The sequence below is a fragment of the Azospirillum thiophilum genome, from assembly GCF_001305595.1.
Lineage (GTDB): Bacteria > Pseudomonadota > Alphaproteobacteria > Azospirillales > Azospirillaceae > Azospirillum > Azospirillum thiophilum.
In genome coordinates this window covers 517112-533623 of sequence record NZ_CP012402.1, presented here as the reverse complement: position 1 = coordinate 533623, position 16512 = coordinate 517112, and the positions used below count along the sequence as shown (strand labels likewise).

Annotated in this window: 16 protein-coding genes; all 16 read left to right on the top strand. The window is 67.2% G+C overall.

What is annotated here, in order from left to right:
- Nucleotides 1-15: 15 nt before the first annotated feature.
- The 16 genes from AL072_RS16180 (at nucleotide 16) to tssK (ending at nucleotide 16501) form a co-directional block, all read left to right on the top strand.
- Complete coding sequence (locus AL072_RS16180; RefSeq protein ID WP_045583185.1) at nucleotides 16-351, top strand: DMT family protein; 336 nt, start codon at nucleotides 16-18, stop codon at nucleotides 349-351.
- Nucleotides 352-581: 230 nt separating this feature from the next.
- Nucleotides 582-866 (top strand): hypothetical protein, encoded by a 285-nt coding sequence (locus AL072_RS16175; RefSeq protein ID WP_045583186.1) that lies wholly within the window; start codon nucleotides 582-584, stop codon nucleotides 864-866.
- A 3-nt stretch (nucleotides 867-869) separates the two neighbouring features.
- Nucleotides 870-1217 (top strand): hypothetical protein, encoded by a 348-nt coding sequence (locus AL072_RS16170; protein WP_045583187.1) that lies wholly within the window; start codon nucleotides 870-872, stop codon nucleotides 1215-1217.
- Nucleotides 1218-1249: 32 nt separating this feature from the next.
- A complete protein-coding gene (locus tag AL072_RS16165) occupies nucleotides 1250-2917 on the top strand; it encodes a PepSY-associated TM helix domain-containing protein (RefSeq protein WP_045583188.1) in 1668 nt (555 codons plus the stop codon).
- 245 nt (nucleotides 2918-3162) lie between these two features.
- A complete protein-coding gene (locus AL072_RS16160) occupies nucleotides 3163-5142 on the top strand; it encodes a TonB-dependent receptor plug domain-containing protein (protein WP_245636888.1) in 1980 nt (659 codons plus the stop codon).
- Between the two features lie 86 nt (nucleotides 5143-5228).
- Nucleotides 5229-5408: a hypothetical protein gene (locus AL072_RS16155; RefSeq protein ID WP_045583189.1), complete on the top strand. Its 180-nt coding sequence runs from the start codon at nucleotides 5229-5231 to the stop codon at nucleotides 5406-5408.
- Nucleotides 5405-6505: an efflux RND transporter periplasmic adaptor subunit gene (locus AL072_RS16150; RefSeq protein ID WP_245636887.1), complete on the top strand. Its 1101-nt coding sequence runs from the start codon at nucleotides 5405-5407 to the stop codon at nucleotides 6503-6505. The genes AL072_RS16155 and AL072_RS16150 overlap by 4 nt, the downstream gene beginning before the upstream one ends.
- A 15-nt stretch (nucleotides 6506-6520) precedes the next feature.
- Complete coding sequence (locus AL072_RS16145; protein WP_045583191.1) at nucleotides 6521-9694, top strand: efflux RND transporter permease subunit; 3174 nt, start codon at nucleotides 6521-6523, stop codon at nucleotides 9692-9694.
- Between the two features lie 283 nt (nucleotides 9695-9977).
- Nucleotides 9978-10817, top strand: coding sequence for a hypothetical protein (locus tag AL072_RS16140; protein ID WP_052710127.1), 840 nt, complete (start codon nucleotides 9978-9980; stop codon nucleotides 10815-10817).
- Between the two features lie 90 nt (nucleotides 10818-10907).
- Entirely contained in the window at nucleotides 10908-11930 is a 1023-nt protein-coding gene (locus AL072_RS16135; protein WP_045583192.1) for a TAXI family TRAP transporter solute-binding subunit, read from the top strand.
- A gap of 114 nt (nucleotides 11931-12044) precedes the next feature.
- On the top strand, nucleotides 12045-12458 hold the full coding sequence (locus AL072_RS16130; RefSeq protein ID WP_060721722.1) for a hypothetical protein: 414 nt from the start codon (nucleotides 12045-12047) through the stop codon (nucleotides 12456-12458).
- Nucleotides 12459-12555: 97 nt separating this feature from the next.
- Entirely contained in the window at nucleotides 12556-12867 is a 312-nt protein-coding gene (locus tag AL072_RS16125) for a hypothetical protein (RefSeq protein ID WP_045583194.1), read from the top strand.
- A gap of 189 nt (nucleotides 12868-13056) precedes the next feature.
- Nucleotides 13057-13539 carry a hypothetical protein gene (locus tag AL072_RS34355; RefSeq protein ID WP_158511074.1) on the top strand — a complete coding sequence of 161 codons (483 nt, stop codon included), beginning with the start codon at nucleotides 13057-13059 and terminating at the stop codon, nucleotides 13537-13539.
- 331 nt (nucleotides 13540-13870) lie between these two features.
- A complete protein-coding gene (locus AL072_RS16115; RefSeq protein ID WP_045583196.1) occupies nucleotides 13871-14464 on the top strand; it encodes a hypothetical protein in 594 nt (197 codons plus the stop codon).
- Nucleotides 14464-15054, top strand: a complete 591-nt coding sequence (locus tag AL072_RS16110; RefSeq protein WP_052710128.1) for a hypothetical protein — start codon at nucleotides 14464-14466, stop codon at nucleotides 15052-15054. Before AL072_RS16115 ends, AL072_RS16110 begins: the two co-directional genes overlap by 1 nt.
- Nucleotides 15055-15157: 103 nt before the next feature.
- Nucleotides 15158-16501 carry a type VI secretion system baseplate subunit TssK gene (gene tssK / locus AL072_RS16105; protein WP_060721721.1) on the top strand — a complete coding sequence of 448 codons (1344 nt, stop codon included), beginning with the start codon at nucleotides 15158-15160 and terminating at the stop codon, nucleotides 16499-16501.
- Nucleotides 16502-16512 lie beyond the last annotated feature (11 nt).

The following is a 16512-nucleotide window of genomic DNA, read 5'->3' as shown; positions in this document are numbered from 1 at the left end:
TTCCCGGAAATCGCGATGACGACCATCCTGCTGCTGTGCTTTTCCAACCTGTTCATGACCGCCGCCTGGTACGGGCATCTCAAGCATCCCGGCGCACCGCTGTGGAAGGTGGTCCTCGTCAGTTGGGCCATCGCCTTCGTAGAATACTGCTTCGCCGTGCCGGCCAACCGGCTCGGCTACGCCTCGGGCTTCAGCGCCGGACAGTTGAAGGTGATCCAGGAGGTGGTGACGCTGGTGACCTTCGCCGGCTTCGCCGCCCTTTATCTGGGAGAGGCGCTGAAATGGAACCACCTCGCCGCCTTCGTCTGCCTGATCGCCGCCGTCGGATTCATGTTCTCCGACCGCTTCTGAAAAGGCCGGTGGCCGGGGGGAGGTGCCGGTGCCGGTGCCGGCTTCGCCATCACCCACAACTTAAGAATGTGAGACGTGCCCCGTCGACCGCGCCTTCGCTGTCGGGCCGCGTGGTATCTCACCACGCCCTAAGCACGCAAATAATAATCACTTGCAACATCTATCATAAATAGGCACAAGATCGCGCATGTCATCCTAATCGGAATTGGTCGCGCCGGAGAAACATGCCGATGGTGGCCACACTCGTTCACGGACTGGCACTGGCGACGACGACCGCCGGTGCGGTTTGCATCTATCTGGCAGCCCCGCGCCAACAATGGCTGCCCCGGCCCCTGTCCGCCCGGCCCGGCCGGATCGCCGGGGCGGTGGCGCTGGTGGCGGGATGGCTGTCCTGGTCGGTGGTCCTGCACCCGGTGACCGCGCTCTTCACCAGCCTGACCGTATCGATGGCGCTGTTGACCGCCCTGACCTTTGCGGCGGTCGCGCACACGTCCGCTTCGGCACGGAAGGGCTGACGGATGGCCGCCCAACACTCCGCCGCCCGACGCCCCGATGCCCGACGCCCCGTTGCCCGGGCGAAAACCGCGATCCGTTCCGATTGGTGGAGCAAGAGCTGCGCCGGAACGCTGCTGGGCTTCACGCTGGCGATCGCCCTGTCGGGGCTGTTCACCTGGTTCGGTCCCGGCGGACCGGCGGCGGCGAACAAGTTCCAGTTCACCATGTGGATCGTGGCGCCCCTCTGGCTCGGGGTGGTCAGTTTCTGCTTCCTGTTCCGCAGCGGACTGCGCGCGTGGCTATGGCTGGGCGGCGCCAATCTGGTCGCCTACGCGCTGCTGCTGGCCGGACGCGGCCCCCTGCCCCACTGATCTCCCCGCCGTCATCCTTCCGGGACGCCCCCATGCGCGCAGACATCGTCCGCCTCTACCGTCAGGTCCACAGCTGGACCGGCATCCTGACCGGGTTGATCCTGTTCGTCTGCTTCTATGCCGGGGCCGTGACGATGTTCAAGGAGCCGCTGGAACGCTGGATGACCCGGCCCGAGGCCGTGTCGCCGATGGCGCTGGACGGGGCCGGGGAACTGATCGCCGCCACCCGCGCCCTGCGGCCGGAGGTGCGCGACTTCACCCTGGCGCTGGATCCAGTGCTGGCCGGTGAAGCGCCCCTGCGCCTGACCTGGACGGAGGAACGGATCGATCCCGCCCCCTGGGCGGCGACGCTGGGCCCCGACGGCTCGGTGACGGTGGATCGGCTCGATCCCGCCGGCATCGGGCTGCTGGTGGACGTTCTGCACCGGACGGCCGGCATTCCCGGCGACCTGGACATCGGCACCCTGGTGACGGGGATCGCCAGCGCGCTCTACGTGGTGGCGCTGGTGTCCGGCGTCATTGTACTGCTGCCGTCGCTGGTCAAGGATTTCCTCGTCCTGCGCGTCACCGCGAACCTGAAGCGGATGTGGCTCGACGTCCACAATGTGCTGGGCATCGTCAGCCTGCCCTTTCATATCGTGATCGCCCTGTCGGCGGTGGTGTTCGGGCTGCACGACCAGATCTACGACGCGCTGGACGAGGTCGTCTATGATGGGCGGATGCGGACGGTGATCGCCGCCAGCAGCCCCTTCCGCGGCGTCAGGAAGGACACCGGCCCCGCCGCGATGCTGGCGCCGCAGGCGTTCCTGGAGCGGGTCCACGCGCTGGAGCCCGGCTTCACCCCGACCAGCCTGGAGTATCACGACGCCGGCACCCGCGCCGCGACCGTGCGCGTCTGGGGCCACGACCCGCGCTATCTGGTACGGCGCGAAGGTTTCGTTCTGCTGGGGGCGACCGATGGCCGGGTGATCGACACCGAATACATGCCGGGGCACCAGGGACCATGGTCGTCCACCGTCTCGGCCTTCTTCGCGCTGCATTTCGGCAGCTTCGGCGGCGGCGTGGTGCGCTGGACCTATTTCCTGCTGGGGCTGGCGGGGGCGCTGCTGTTCTATACCGGCAATCTGCTGTGGATCGAATCGAGGCGCCGCACCGAACGGCGGGCCGGCGGACCGGTGGCGCAGAGCCGTTCCACCAGTCTGCTCGCCGCCGGTACGGTCGGTGTCTGCCTGGGCTGCGTCGGCGGCCTGTCATCGACCATCGCCGCCGGAAAATGGCTGAACGGGCTGGTCGACGATCTGCACGCCTGGCACTGGGGCATCTATTACGTCACGTTCCTCGCCGCCTGCATCTGGGCATTTCTGCGCGGCGCCGCGCGGGCGGGGGTGGAGTTGCTGTGGGCCTCGGCGGCGGCCAGTGCCGCGATCCCGGCCACCAGCCTGCTGGGATGGGTGGTGCCCGGCCTCGGGCTGTGGGCTTCGCCCGGGCTGATCGGCGTCGATCTGGTGGCGCTGGCCGGGGCGCTGGCGCTGGCATCGATGGCGCGCCGCACCGCCCGGCGCGCGCAGTCCGGGCCGCAGGACAGCGTATGGGCAACGAGCGCAAGCACCGCCTGTCCCGGCCGTTCGTCATCCTTGGCAGGATCCGAAGTGGACTCCGTTGCCATATCCCAGCCAAGAACCTCAGAAATGGAAGGATAGAGCGGAATAATTTGTGGTGCTTGAAATGAAATACTCGGCATCTATCTGCCGGTACCACTGATGATTTCGGAATCAAATCACTTTTCCCAACAAGTTACTCAAATATATTCACATGATTTGCATTTTTATCTTATCCGCACGTCATAATCCTTGCGGCGAAAGTGGTCATACGATAACAAGCTCGCGGGGGATATGCGAATGATTCGCATTATTAACTTGCATGGGCACAATCAGGGGATATCGACATGACCAAACGCACTGAGGAGGTTCGGGCGCGGAACGGTGTCGCGATGGGTGCGGTACTGGTGGCGGCGGTGCTGGCGGGGGGAACGCCGGCACTGGCTCAAACCGGCGAACAGACGGGCACCGGCGACAAGACCCGGATGCTGGGCGGCCAGATCCTGGGTCCGGTGACGGTCACCGCGACCGGCACGCCGGAAAGCACGCTGACCGCGCCGGCCTTCACCACCGTCATCACGTCGGAGGATTTGAAGAAGGACGGCCCGGCGACCGGCCTGCCGGAGATCCTGAGCCGCACGGTGGGCGTCAACGACAGCACCGACGCCATCGGCCGCGACGAGATGGTCGTCCGCGGCCTGGGCGCCAACTACACGCTGGTGCTGGTCAACGGTCGCCGGGTTTCCACCTCCGACGCGCTGTGGCGCGGCGGCGACTTCGACTACCATGCGGTGCCGCTGTCCGCCATCGAGCGGGTCGAAGTGGTACGCGGCCCGATGTCGGCCCTGTACGGGTCGGACGCCATCGGCGGCGTGGTCAACATCATCACGAAGAAGCCGACGGACAAGTGGACCGGCGAGGTCGGGGCCGAATACCGGTTCGTGCCGGAGGGGCGCGGCGGCAACCAGTTCCGCACCACCCTGTCGGCCGCCGGTCCCGTCACCGACAAGGTCTCGGCAACCGTCGCGGCGGAATATTACCGCCGCCAGCCCTGGTATCACGACTCCAAGAACAATGGGACCGTCCCGGTCCTGGAGAAGAAGGACCTGAAGAACTTCCTGTCCACCGTCACCTGGGACGTGACCGAGAACCAGGCCCTGGACGTCAATTACGGCCTGAACCACGACCACCGGCCCTACAACGTCTATGACCGCTGGAGCTCCTACAGCGAGCAGGACGTGGTCCGCAACACGGTCGGCATAGCCCACCGCGGCAAGTGGGATTGGGGCAACACGCTGCTGGAAGCCAATTACGAACGCGGCAACATCGACGACTACAACAGCTCCTACAATGCGCCGCAGCAGCGGCACATGAAGGAGAAGAACATCTTCCTGCATGGCCGCACCGACTTTCGGCTGGCCTTCAACCATCTGACCGCCGGCGTCGAATACCGCAAGCAGACGGTGGAGGACCCCGACACCTTCCTGCAGACCGGCCGGTCGGAAATCGCGCAGAAGGCCGCCTATCTGCAGGACCAGATCGACCTGACCGACCAGCTGACGCTGACGCTCGGCTCCCGCTACGACCATCATGAAATCTTCGGCGGGAATTTCACCAGCCGCGCGAACGCCGTCTATGCGCTGACCAAGTCGGTCTCGCTGAAGGCCGGCGTCAGCCAGGGCTACAAGGCGCCGGACGCCTATCAGCTGAGCCGCGAATACCGGGTCATCAGCTGCGGCGGGCGCTGCTTCCTGTCTGGCAATCCCGATCTCGAACCCGAGACCAGCACCAACTACGAAGCCGGCGTCGAGGTGCGTCAGGACCGCTGGGACGCCAGCGTCGTGGTGTTCAGGAACAAGGTCAAGGACATGATCCAGCCGGTCTATGATCCGGTGACCGTGGCCCGCAACTGGAGCAACATCTCCAGCGTCGACATCTCCGGCATCGAGGTGACCGGGTCGGTCACCATCACCAGGGACCTGACGGCCTCGGGCAACTACGCGTACCTCTACACCAAGAACAACAGCGGCGCGGAGCTGGAGAACCGTCCGCGCCACAAGCTCAATGCCGACCTGACCTGGCAGGCGCTGGACTATCTCGGCGCCACGGTGTCGGCGACCTACACCGGCCCGCAACTGGAAGGCGCGTCGAAGATGCCGGGCTACACGCTGCTGAACCTGGGTGTGAATGCCGACGTCAACGACGCGATCCGCGTCGGGGCCGGCGTGAAGAACATCACCAACGTCATCCTGTCCGAAAAGAACACCGGCTTCCAGACCGTGGAGATGGGGCGCAGCTTCTACGTCAGCGCCAACTACCGGTTCTGAGCAGGTCCGGTCCGCCTTTCGGCCGCCCGTCCCGGTTTGTCCGGTGGCAGGCGGCCTTTCACTGCACACGCTGCGGGAGATCCGCGATGGCGCTTTCCAAACTGTTCGTCGATACCGGCCTGCCAAGGACCAATCGCGATTCCCGCCGGATGCCGACCGCCCGGGCGATCCCGCTCCTGGACCTCGGCCTGCTGCCGGGCGGACTGTTGGCCGACCGCCGTGCGCCGCCGGCCGATCCCCTGCTGGCTAAAGGAGCCGGACCTTGAGACACGCCCTCCCTGCCCTCCCCGCCCTCATCGTCGCGGCGCTGGCATTGCCGGCGCTTCCGTCGCTGCCGGCCCACGCCCAGATGCGGGTGAAGGTGACCGCGGTGGTCGCGGCCCCCGTCCGCCAGACGCTGCAACTGCCCGGCACGCTGGTATCCCCGCGCAGCAGCGCCCTGTCCGCACAGGTGGATGGCCAGGTGGACGCCATGCTGGTCGAGGCCGGCGACCCGGTGGCGGCCGGCCAGCCCCTGCTGCGGCTGGACGACACGCTCGCCCGGCTGGAGCTGGAACGGCTGGAGAGCTCCCTGGCCGAGGCCGGGCATGTGCAGCGCGACGCCCAGCGCCTTGCCCGCGAGGCCGGGGCACTGGTCGGCGTGCAGGGCGTGTCGCGCTCGCGCTACGGCACCCTGCAGGCCCAGGCGGCCATCGAGGAGGCCAAGGTCCGGCAGTTGCGCGCCACCGTCGCCATGCAGCGCGAAAGGCTGGACCGCCACACGGTCGCCGCCCCCTTTGCAGGGGTGGTCACCGAACGGCGGACCGAGCGGGGACAATGGGTCGGGAGCGGGGCGTCCGTGCTGCAACTGACCGCCACCGACCCGCTGCGCGTCGAGATCGACGTGCCGGAGCGCCAGCATGGCCGCATCGCCGCCGGGACGCCGGCCAGCGTCCAGGTGGCCGATGCGCCGGCCGCCGACGCCATCGCCGCGCGGGTCGACCGGGTGGTCCCGTCCGCCGATCCGGTCAGCCGCAGCTTCCGCGTCCATGTGACGCTCGCCAATCCCGGCGGGCGGCTGATGGCCGGCATGTCGGCGCGCGTCACCTTCGCGCTGGACTGGACCGGCGACGGGCCGGAGGTCGCCCTGCAGGTTCCGGCCGACGCGGTCGAACGGCAGCCCGACGGCAGCGCCCGCGTCTGGGTGGTCCTGCGCAGCGGCGACGGCGCGGTTGCCCGTCCGGTGACGGTCCGCACCGGCCGCCATGTCGGCGGACAGGTGGAGATCGCCAGCCCGGACCTGAGCGCCGACGACCTGGTGGTGGTCCAGGGCAACGAGGGGCTGCGCCCCGGCCAGCCGGTCGTGCCGGACATGGTCGGCTGAGGGGAGACGAGACGAATGACACGCCTGATCCTCCGCAACCCGCTGGTGGCGGTGGTCTCCATCCTGATCCTGTGCCTGCTGGGCGCCGTCTCGGTCTTCCGCATCCCGGTGCAGATGATCCCCGACATCAGCCCGCGCTGGATCAGCGTCGAGACCGACTGGCCCGGCGCCACCCCGCAGGACATCGAACAGGAAATCCTGATCGAGCAGGAGAAATACCTGCGGCTGGTGCCCGGCCTCGTCCGCCTCTATTCCCGCGCCGAATTCGGCTTCGGGCTGGTGGAGATGGAGTTTCCGGCCGGCGTTCCGGTGGACGAGGCGCTGGTCCACATCGACAACGCCCTGTCCCAGGTCACCGACTATCCCGAAACGGTGGACCGGCCGCGCATCGTCGCCGAATCCTCCTCCGCCAACCCGTTCCTGTTCTACGGAATCGAGCGGCTGGACGGCGCCTCCGACGCGGCATCGCTCCAGCGCGAGACCAACTGGATCGAGAACACGCTGCGCCCCCGGCTGGAGCGGGTGAGCGGCGTGGCGAAGGCCGAGGTGAGCGGCGGCGCCGCCCAGGAAATCCACATCGACCTCGACCCGCTGAAGCTGGCCGCCCGCGGGCTGGGGGTGGGAACCGTGCGCGACGCCATCCGGGCGCGCAACCGCGACATGTCGGCCGGGGACCGCGATTTCGGCAAACGGCGCTACTTCCTGCGCACCATCGGCCGTTTCGAGGATCTGGAGGATCTGGCCGACCTGATCGTCGCGCGGGAGAACGGAACGGCCGTCCGCCTGCGCGACGTCGGCACCGTGCGGATGGCGACGCGGGAGGCGCGCAGCTTCGCCTTCGCCGATGGGCGGCCGACGATGATGATCAGCATCGGCAAGCGGGCCGGCGCCAACGTCATCGCCATCAAGCAGGCGATGGACGCGACGGTGGAGGAGTTGAACCGGCATGCGCTGAAGGAGCGCGGCCTGTCGATGCGGCTCCTCTCGGAAGACGTGCGTTACATGGTGCGGTCGATCGACACCGTGCTGGACAACCTGATCGCCGGCAGCCTGCTGGCCGGGGTGGTGCTGCTGGCCTTCCTGCGCTCGGTCCCCGCCACCGCCGTCGCGGCGGCCGGCATGCCGGTCTGCACGCTCGCCACCCTGCTGGTGCTCGCGGCCAGCGGGCGCAGCATCAACGTCATCTCGCTGTCGGGGATCGCCTTCGCCATCGGCATGACGCTGGACAACAGCGTGGTGGCGCTGGACAGCATCGCCCGCCATCTGCGCCTGGGAAAATCGCGCGCCGCCGCCACGGTCGACGGCATCGCCGAGGTTTGGCCGGCGATCCTGTCCTCCACGCTCACCACCGTCCTGGTGTTCCTGCCGGTGATGTTCCTGCGGATGGAGGCAGGCCAGCTCTATTCGGACATCGCCATCGCCATCACCGGCGCCGTCACCGCGTCGATGCTGGTGGCGCTGACCCTGGTGCCGGTCGTCGCCGGGCGCTGGTCCGTCGCGACGCCGGAAAGGAGTCCTCCGGAACGGCAGCGGCCCGAACGGGGGCGGCTGGAGACGGACGGCCGGCTGGATGGCGCGGTCCGCTGGATGCTGCGCGGCGTCCGGAGGGAGCTGGCGATCCTCGCCGCGACCGCCGCCGCCATGACCGGCGCTCTGCTCTATATGGTTCCGCCCGCCGAGTATCTGCCGGAAGGGGAGGAGGCGACCGTCTTCAGCTTCATGTCCGCCCCGCCCGGCTACAACATGGACACCATGCTGGAGCTCTGGCGCCAGATCGATCCGCTGCTGAGCCGTCAGGTCGGGGCGGAGCGGACGGTGGACGGCATCCCGCCGCTGCGGGTCAATCTCAGCTTCATCCGGCCGGGCTTCATCCGCTTCGTGTCGGAGCCGCTGGATCCGGCCGATACCGATGCGCTGATCGCCGCCGTCACCCAGCGGATGCGGGCCATTCCCGGCATCCGGGCCTTTGCGGCGCGCGGCTCGATCTTTTCCGGCAACGGCGGCGGTGCCCGCGCCATCAGCCTGGAATTGAGCGGCGGCGAGTTGAAGCCGCTCTACGCCACGGCGCTGACGGTGCTGGACCGGGCCGGCGACCTGTTCCCCGACGGGCAGGTCAACAGCGACCCCACCCCGCCGACGCTCGCCATGTCGCAGCCCTTCCTGGAGCTGCGTCCCGACTGGGACCGGGCCGGCGAGATGGGGATCGGGCTGGCCGAGCTGGGATACACCCTGCGCGCCTATTCCGACGGCGCCTTCGCCGACGAGTATCTGCTGAACGACGAGAAGCTGGACGTCTATCTGCGGGTGGCCGACGGCATCGGCCGCGACCGCCAGGGCTTCGCCGATCTGGTGCTGCACACCGGGCGCGGCGCCCCGGTGCCGCTGTCGAGTCTGGCCGACCTGCGGGAGACGGTGGGATCCTCCATGATCTCGCGCATCGACGGGCTGCGCACGGTCACCCTGACCATCATTCCGCCGCGGGACGTGGCGCTGGAAACCGGGATCGCGGCGGTGGAGCGCGATCTGGTCGGGCGCCTGCGTGCGGAGGGCGTCATTCCCGCCGCGATGTCCACCCGGATCACCGGGGCCGGCGGCGCGCTGGAGGAATTGCGCGAGGCCATGACCGGCGGATTCCTGCTGGCCCTGGCCATCACCTATCTGGTGCTGGTCGCCGTCTTCGCCCATTGGGGCCTGCCGCTGATCATCATGGCGGTGGTGCCGACCGGCATCGGCGGCGGGCTGGTGGGGCTGTGGCTCTACAATCTGGCCGCCGGAAGCTGGGACTGGATGGGGGCGCCGCAGCCGTTCGACGTGCTGACCATGATGGGGTTCCTGGTGCTGGTCGGGACGGTGGTGAACAACCCGATCCTGATCGTCGAGCGCGCGGCGGAAAACCGCAAGCTCCATGGCATGGGCGGCGCCGACGCCATCGCCGAGGCCCTGCACAGCCGCCTGCGCCCGATCCTGATCACCACGGTGACGACCATCGCCGGGCTGGTGCCGATGGTCGGCGTGCCCAGCGCCGGAACCGAGCTGTATCGCGGATTGGGGCTGGTCGTGCTGTGCGGCCTGCTGATCTCCAGCATCGTGACCGTGACCGTGCTGCCGGTGGTGCTGTCGCTGATCTTCCGCGCCGGCGACCGCATCGCTGCGCTGGCGGCGGAACGGCGCATGCGGGCTGACGGCTGACGGCCGCACCGATCCGGATTTTGCCTCGACACCCCCCGTCCGCACCAGTTTCACCCGTGTCTTCTGCAGCGGCGAAGCGTCGGGACGTGCGCTGTCGCGCGCCTTTACCGGCCATTTCAGCGGCGGTGGACGTCACCTTCCGTGGCGGCCGGTTCATTCACCCAGGCGCAGCCCCGATTCCACCCGCATCCCGGATTCCTAACCAACGTCGCCCATAGACGCTTGGTCCCCGAGAGCTTATGATCGCCACCGTCCAGATTGGAACGAACATACCCATCCCTTCATGACCATTTTCCCGACCGCATTCTCCGGCAACTGGCCCGGCGCTTCGCGTACGGCATCCGCCGACCGCGTGGCCGGACCGTCGGCTGCCGCCATGGCCGAACCGGCCCTGACCGATTCCGAGGACGGCGAGGGCGATCCCGGTCAGGAACCGGCTTCCCGGCGGCGAACGGCCAAACCGCTGGCGAATCACCAAGTACTCTGCCCGTCCTGGTTCCGCGACCGGGTGGACGGGCTGGCGCAACGCAATGGCGTCACCGCGGGCGATCTGGTCGAATCCGCCATGCTGCTGGCGACACCCGCAAGGTTGGATGCAATCGCCGATCCGGGCGAACCGGCAGCGGACGACATCGCGGTGACGGTGGTTGCACTTGCAAACGGGCAAACGCGCACCTTCCGCCGCAAGCCCTGCCTGAAGGTCCGGGGCGTGCTCGGCCTCGACGCGCCGCTGATCCGCCGCCTGCTCTCCTTCGCCCTGGCGCTGGACGACGACCAGTCGTGGCGCCTGGTTCCCGCCGACGAGGTGACGCGCCCCCATCAGCAGATCGCAAAGCTGGAGACCCGCATCCAGTCGCTGATCGACATCGTCCGGCAGCAGCACCCGAACGTGACCGAGATTCCGCCCCGCAACCTGCGCGAGGCAACGGCGCTGCTTGGATTCCCCAACGAATGGTGCGTGGACGAGACCAACCTGAACAAGCGGTTCCGGGAAATGGCGCGGGTCTTCCATCCGGACACCGGGCTGGCCGGCTGCGACCGCCGCATGCATTCGATCATCGAAGCCCGGCGGCTGCTGCAGCGGTTCATCGGCAATTCCAGAAGCACATCCAACCAAACCTGACCGGCTTGGAGGGGGAGAGGCGGCCAGCCGCCCCCGCAAAGGCATGAGCGCACACCGGCACGCTGCCGTCCACATCGCCCAGAGGCCCAAATGAACGTTCTTAACCTGGCGGTCCGGTCGCTCCTCGTTCTCGGCCTGCTGGCGGCGTCGGGCATTGCCCAGACCGCCTTCGCCCAGACGGAAGACAGCGCGGCCCTCCCGTCGGTCGACAGGACGCAGGTCGCGGTCGGAACCGGCAGCATCACCGGGGTCTATTATCCGGCGGGAGGCGCCATCTGCGCCGCGGTCAACACGGACCGGCCGACCCACCGGATCCGCTGCAAGGTCAGGCCATCGCAGGGATCGGTCGCGAACATAGAGGATCTGCGCCAAGGCCGCAGCCAATTCGCCATCGTCCAGTCCGACACCCAATATGCCGCGGTCAACGGCACCGGCCCCTTCAAGGAACAGGGACCGTTCCGGAACCTCCGCTCCGTCCTGTCGCTCTATTCGGAATCCCTGACGGTGCTGGCCAACAGCGCCAGCCGCATCGAGCGCTTCGAGGATCTGCGCGGCAAGCGCGTCAACATCGGCCCGACCGGATCGGGCGCCCGCGCTACGCTGGACGGGCTGATGGCGCAATATGGCTGGAGCTATGGCGATTTCGCCGAAGCCACCGACCTGCCGCCCGCCGCGCTGGCCCAGGCGCTCTGTTCCGACCGGATCGATGCCATGGTCATCCTCGCCGGGCATCCGAACAGTGCCGTGCAGGACGTGACCAACAACTGCGCCGCGGTCATCGTCCCCATCGACGGGCCGAAACGGGATGCCCTGTTGAGGGCGAACCGGTATTATGGCGGGGCGGTCGTCCCGGGCGGACTCTATCGCAACAGCAACCGCGACATTCCCACCTTCGGCGTGCTGGCAACGCTGGTCACCACGACGGCGGTGTCGGACGACGTCGTCTACACCGTGACCCGCGAGCTGCTCGACCAGTTGCCCCGCATCCAGTCGATGCATCCGGCGCTGAGCCGGCTCAACAGAAACACCATGGCGTATGCCGGGTTGACCGCGCCGCTGGCCGACGGCGCCGTCCGGTATTACCGTGAAACGGGGCTGCTGCCGACCAACTGACCATCCGGGGTGGACCATCCTCGCCGATGCCCCCGCCGATCGGTACCATTGCCGTGCCCCGGCCGCGACATCATCCTGATGAAGGAAGAATGGCGGCATCGAAGGAGGCGGATCATGGAAATGAACCGTGGGGAGAGCGTGGCGCTGCTGGTCGCCGACCTGCTGCACGGCATGGAAACCGATGGGCCATCCGCCAGCCCGGTCATACAGTCCCTGTGGGACGATCTGCTGGGCCTTCTGGCGGCCACGTACGACCTGCGCGGACGGGTGCCCGATCAGCGCACCGTCCTGCGCGTACGCAACCGCCTGCTGTGCGCTGGAGCCGCCGCCATTCCCGAGATGCGGGAAGAGGATTACGGTTTCGCCATCGGTCTGCTGGTCTGGCTGATCCGCGACCGTGGGCTACCCTACGATCCCACGCTGTCGGTCCGCCAGCCGACCATGGCGCATTTCGACGCCCACCGGGTTGCGGTGCAGTTCGAGCATCTCCAGCGCCGGGGTGGCCCCTCCCTCGAAATCCGGGATTGAGCCGAATCCGCCACCGGTCGGGAACCGCCCCCGACTGGCGGCTGGACGCGGGCCGCGTATTTGGGCAGGCTGGGCGCGATCACCGCAAAGGCCGCCGATGACCCAGCCGCGCCCGACATCACGATCCCCATACCGGCTGGCCGCCCTGTTGGCCGCCCTGTCGGCCGTTTGCCTGCTGCCGGCGGCTTGCGCATCGTCGAGCGGATTCGGCATCGAATCGAGCAGCAGCGACTATGTCCGGTTCGATTACGAAGTCGCCAAGGCCGATCGGCAAGCCATGCTGCGCGCCGCCGAATCGCATTGCCAACGCTCGTTCCGTCATGCCCGCCAGATCGACCTCGCCTATCTGCGGGGAACCGACGGCGGCGAGTTGTGGCGTACGGTGACCTACGCCTGCACCGAGCGATAGCCCGACCGGTCCGGATTCACCATCGGCAAAAACGACCCGGATCGCGATAAAGCGCACGGCTCCCATGATTATGGGATTAACGATTCAGAGTTGAAGCAAATACAAAGGGATTACGACGGCAACGCGCAGCCCGGCGATACGGCACGGGTTCGCCCGGACCATCGCCCGGTCGCAGCCGGCGGCGATCCCATGTGCCAGCCCAAGGCTGTGCCAATCCTGGAAGAGATCGTCATCATGACGGAAACGAACGGAAGGCGCGGCACCCGGCAAATCCAGCGACGGTCAAGGGGTGATGGATTGGCTGGGCGGTTGCCGGTCATCGCGCTGGCAATGTCCCTGTCGGCCTGCGCCGCGACGGCGGGCGACGGCCAAAACGCCGCGGCTCCGCCGACCGGGACGACCACCCTCTCCGCGGAAGTCTCCACGGGACGGATTTCCAGCACCTTCCAGCCGCGGATGAACAGCCGGGTCACCATCCCGTGCGAGGCGAGCGACGCAAGCTGGTTCCGCTACACCTCCCAAGGTTTCGTGTGCATCGGCGGACCGGCTCCGGAACCGGTTGCGGAAGGAACCCGACGGGAAATCCGCGACTGCCCCGACGGTCGCTGGATCAAACAGGACGGCGGCGATTTCCTTTGCACTCCCACCTCCCGTCCTGACGCCCCATCCTGATGCCGCCGAAGCGGCAGCTCAAGCAATCGAGGTGGCGAAATGGCATCCCGACAATCAAATATGCAGATTTTGACAGAATCAGATCAATCGTTGCGAGAGCTTGACGCGAAGATCGCCATCGGGCGCAAAGGCTGTAATATTCCCTTCGAACATAATTATTTCCCATATGTCCATTGGAAACATGAGGAAATATTTCAGCGTAACAATATTGCAATGTTACCTCGTTAACTATCCTTAAACGATTAGGTTTCATACCATTTATCCAAAAGGCCAACAGATAGAATTCAGGATTTCCGGTCCACTCCAATCGAACGCGAAGGCCACGGCGAGAATGTCCGATCAGGTTCTGCTCGCAGCGCTGCTCTCCTACGTTGCGGGTGCTGTCACGATTGCTGCAGTTGCTCTGATCCTGCTGTTGCGGCGGTCGGTACGGCTGCGCCATGGAATGGACCGGCTGACGGACGAACTCCGGGAGATGGCGCATGAGCTTCGGGAAGAGATCGCACGGCGCAACGGGCCGGAGGTTCAGGAGGATCGCGTCGTCCTGAAGGAGATGTCGGACCATGTGAAGGCGCTTCGCCAGACGGTCGCCTTCTCCGATCAGAAGTTGCAGGACGTGCGGCTCCAGCTTCGCGACCTCCACGCCGACCTGAAGGACCGGCTGGCCCAATCCAGCTACACCCTTCGCAGGACATTGATGGACCATGAACGCCTTATCGTCGAACTGCTGGCCAAGGCCCAACCGGATCACAGGCCCTCCGACAGCCGTCCGTCCGATGGCCGGCCGATTGCGGCCTTGGACCGGGGAATGACGGCCGCGCCGGCGGTGTCGCCGCAGGACGGAGCGGAACCGGCCGCCGAAGAGCCGGCTGCGATACCGGAACCTTTCCGCCGATCGGACCCGCGGCGGGCGGAGCCGACCTGATGACTGCGGATGGCGGCTGGAGCGACAGCGTGACGGGAGGCGGCATGCGCATGGAAACGGCGACCGGGCCGAATGGCGGACAGGATGTGCGCAGGTGCGCGCCCGGATCGACCGGCAGGCGCCGGATCGCCATGGCGCTGACCGCCCTGCTGGCCGGGACCGTGCTCCAGGGATGCTCGGTGGTCGACTGGACTCTCGGCCGCCCGCCCAAAGTCGAGGTCGACCGGATCCAGATTGTCGCAGACTCCGACGCCAACGACCGCCGGCCGATCCCGGTCGACCTCGTCCGCGTCGGCTCCCTGCCCCTGGCCGAGAAGCTGGCGACCGTCCCCGCAGCCGACTGGTTCAACAACCGCCGGCAAATACAGCAGGACAATCCGGGTTCCATCGGCATCGTCTCGTGGGAAGTGGTGCCGGGCCAGCGCATCAACCTGCGCGACCTGCCGCCCTATGACGGGCGCACGGTCGCGATCATCGTCTATGCCCGCTATGGGACGCCCGCCGACCACCGCTATCGCGTGGCGTCGGAGGACGCGATCGTCATCCACCTGCTGAAGGATCTGTTCACCGTCACCACACTGGCGCCCTAGTGAGGATCCGGCGAATCCAGCACCAGGCACCGGCCTTGCTCCGCAGCCCGTCAACACCGGCCTCTCAAGCACCGGCCCCCCAAACACCGGCAGGAACCGAATCGTGAGCGCTCCCCGTCTGGAAGACGCCATCGTCTGGCATGAAGGCATGATGCTGTCGCCACAGCATTTCCAGCAGCAGGACCGGCGCATGGAAGCTCTGCTGTTCCATCGGCTGGAAACCGCGGCCCCGCAATCATGGGGGGTGGTCGACCTTCAGTTCGACAGCGCCCTGCTGGTCAACGGCCTGTTCCGGGTCACCCGGCTGAAGGCGGTGATGCCGGACGGGCTGGTTGTCACCTACGGCAGCGAACCGCGCGACGGCTATGCCGAGCGGACGCTCGACATCGACCTGAACGAGCATGTCGAGCAGATCAAGGCCAAGCCGCAGCGCATCCACCTGACCGTGCCGGTCCCGGCGGCCAACGGAACGCTGACCGTCGGCGACAGCGCCCGCTTCCAGAGCGTGGAGGGGCCGGAAACCGTCGACGAGCATCTGGCCGACAACCGGATGCGCGTCCCGCGCCTGATGTCCAACCTGCGGCTCCAGGTGACCAACCAGCCGTCGGCGCGAGTGGTCTCCCTGCCGCTGGCCGAGGTCGAATTCTGCAACGAATCCTTCTCCCTCACCGGGTTCGTTCCCCCGGCGCCCAGCGTGGAGCCGGCATCGCGGATCGGGACGCTGTGCATCGGCGTGGCCGAGCGGATGCGTCAGAAAGCGGTGATGCTGTCGGAACGGCTGCAGGCCAGCCTGCGCGAAGGCGGAGCGGTGTCCCAGCAGGACCATGCGATGATCCAGGCGCTGGTCGCATCGCTGCCGCGGTTCGAGGTGATGGCTCGGTCGGGCTGCATCCACCCCTTCGCCCTCTATGCCGAACTTGCCGGGCTGGCGGGACAGGTGGCGACCATGACCGAGAACATGATGCCGCCGATCCTGCCCGCCTATGTCCACGCCGATCCCTGGCCATCCTTCGACACGGCGGCCCGCTACATCCATTCGGTGCTGGAGCGGATCAGCGAAACCTATCTGGCGGTGACCTTCAACCGCACCCCCACCGCCTTCAGCCTGTTCCTGCGCGAGGCCTGGGTGCGGCCGGCGCTGACCGTCGGCCTGCGTCACGGCAGCGGCATGACCCAGGCGGAGGCGGTGAGCTGGCTGGACTCCTGCCTGATCGGATCGGTGTCGACGATGCCGGACATGGAATCCCGCCGGATTCTCGGTGCCCGCCGTCGCCTGATCGAACGGGACGAGGAGCTGAAGGTCATGCCGGGCCGCGGCATGCTGCTGTTCTCCATCGACGCCACGCCGGATCTGGTTCGCCCCGGCGAACCACTGGTGATCTCGCAGCAGGATACCCGACGGACCGTGCAGCCGTCGGAAATCATGCTGTTCGTCCCGCCCGGTTGATCGTCAGCGGA

Bases quoted from the DNA above. Each gene is read 5' to 3' on its own strand.
- AL072_RS16180 (WP_045583185.1), top strand. From the start codon at position 16: ATGACGACCATCCTGCTGCTGTGCTTTTCCAACCTGTTCATGACCGCC.
- AL072_RS16175 (WP_045583186.1), top strand. From the start codon at position 582: ATGGTGGCCACACTCGTTCACGGACTGGCACTGGCGACGACGACCGCC.
- AL072_RS16170 (WP_045583187.1), top strand. From the start codon at position 870: ATGGCCGCCCAACACTCCGCCGCCCGACGCCCCGATGCCCGACGCCCC.
- AL072_RS16165 (WP_045583188.1), top strand. From the start codon at position 1,250: ATGCGCGCAGACATCGTCCGCCTCTACCGTCAGGTCCACAGCTGGACC.
- AL072_RS16160 (WP_245636888.1), top strand. From the start codon at position 3,163: ATGACCAAACGCACTGAGGAGGTTCGGGCGCGGAACGGTGTCGCGATG.
- AL072_RS16155 (WP_045583189.1), top strand. From the start codon at position 5,229: ATGGCGCTTTCCAAACTGTTCGTCGATACCGGCCTGCCAAGGACCAAT.
- AL072_RS16145 (WP_045583191.1), top strand. From the start codon at position 6,521: ATGACACGCCTGATCCTCCGCAACCCGCTGGTGGCGGTGGTCTCCATC.
- AL072_RS16140 (WP_052710127.1), top strand. From the start codon at position 9,978: ATGACCATTTTCCCGACCGCATTCTCCGGCAACTGGCCCGGCGCTTCG.
- AL072_RS16135 (WP_045583192.1), top strand. From the start codon at position 10,908: ATGAACGTTCTTAACCTGGCGGTCCGGTCGCTCCTCGTTCTCGGCCTG.
- AL072_RS16130 (WP_060721722.1), top strand. From the start codon at position 12,045: ATGGAAATGAACCGTGGGGAGAGCGTGGCGCTGCTGGTCGCCGACCTG.
- AL072_RS16125 (WP_045583194.1), top strand. From the start codon at position 12,556: ATGACCCAGCCGCGCCCGACATCACGATCCCCATACCGGCTGGCCGCC.
- AL072_RS34355 (WP_158511074.1), top strand. From the start codon at position 13,057: ATGTGCCAGCCCAAGGCTGTGCCAATCCTGGAAGAGATCGTCATCATG.
- AL072_RS16115 (WP_045583196.1), top strand. From the start codon at position 13,871: ATGTCCGATCAGGTTCTGCTCGCAGCGCTGCTCTCCTACGTTGCGGGT.
- AL072_RS16110 (WP_052710128.1), top strand. From the start codon at position 14,464: ATGACTGCGGATGGCGGCTGGAGCGACAGCGTGACGGGAGGCGGCATG.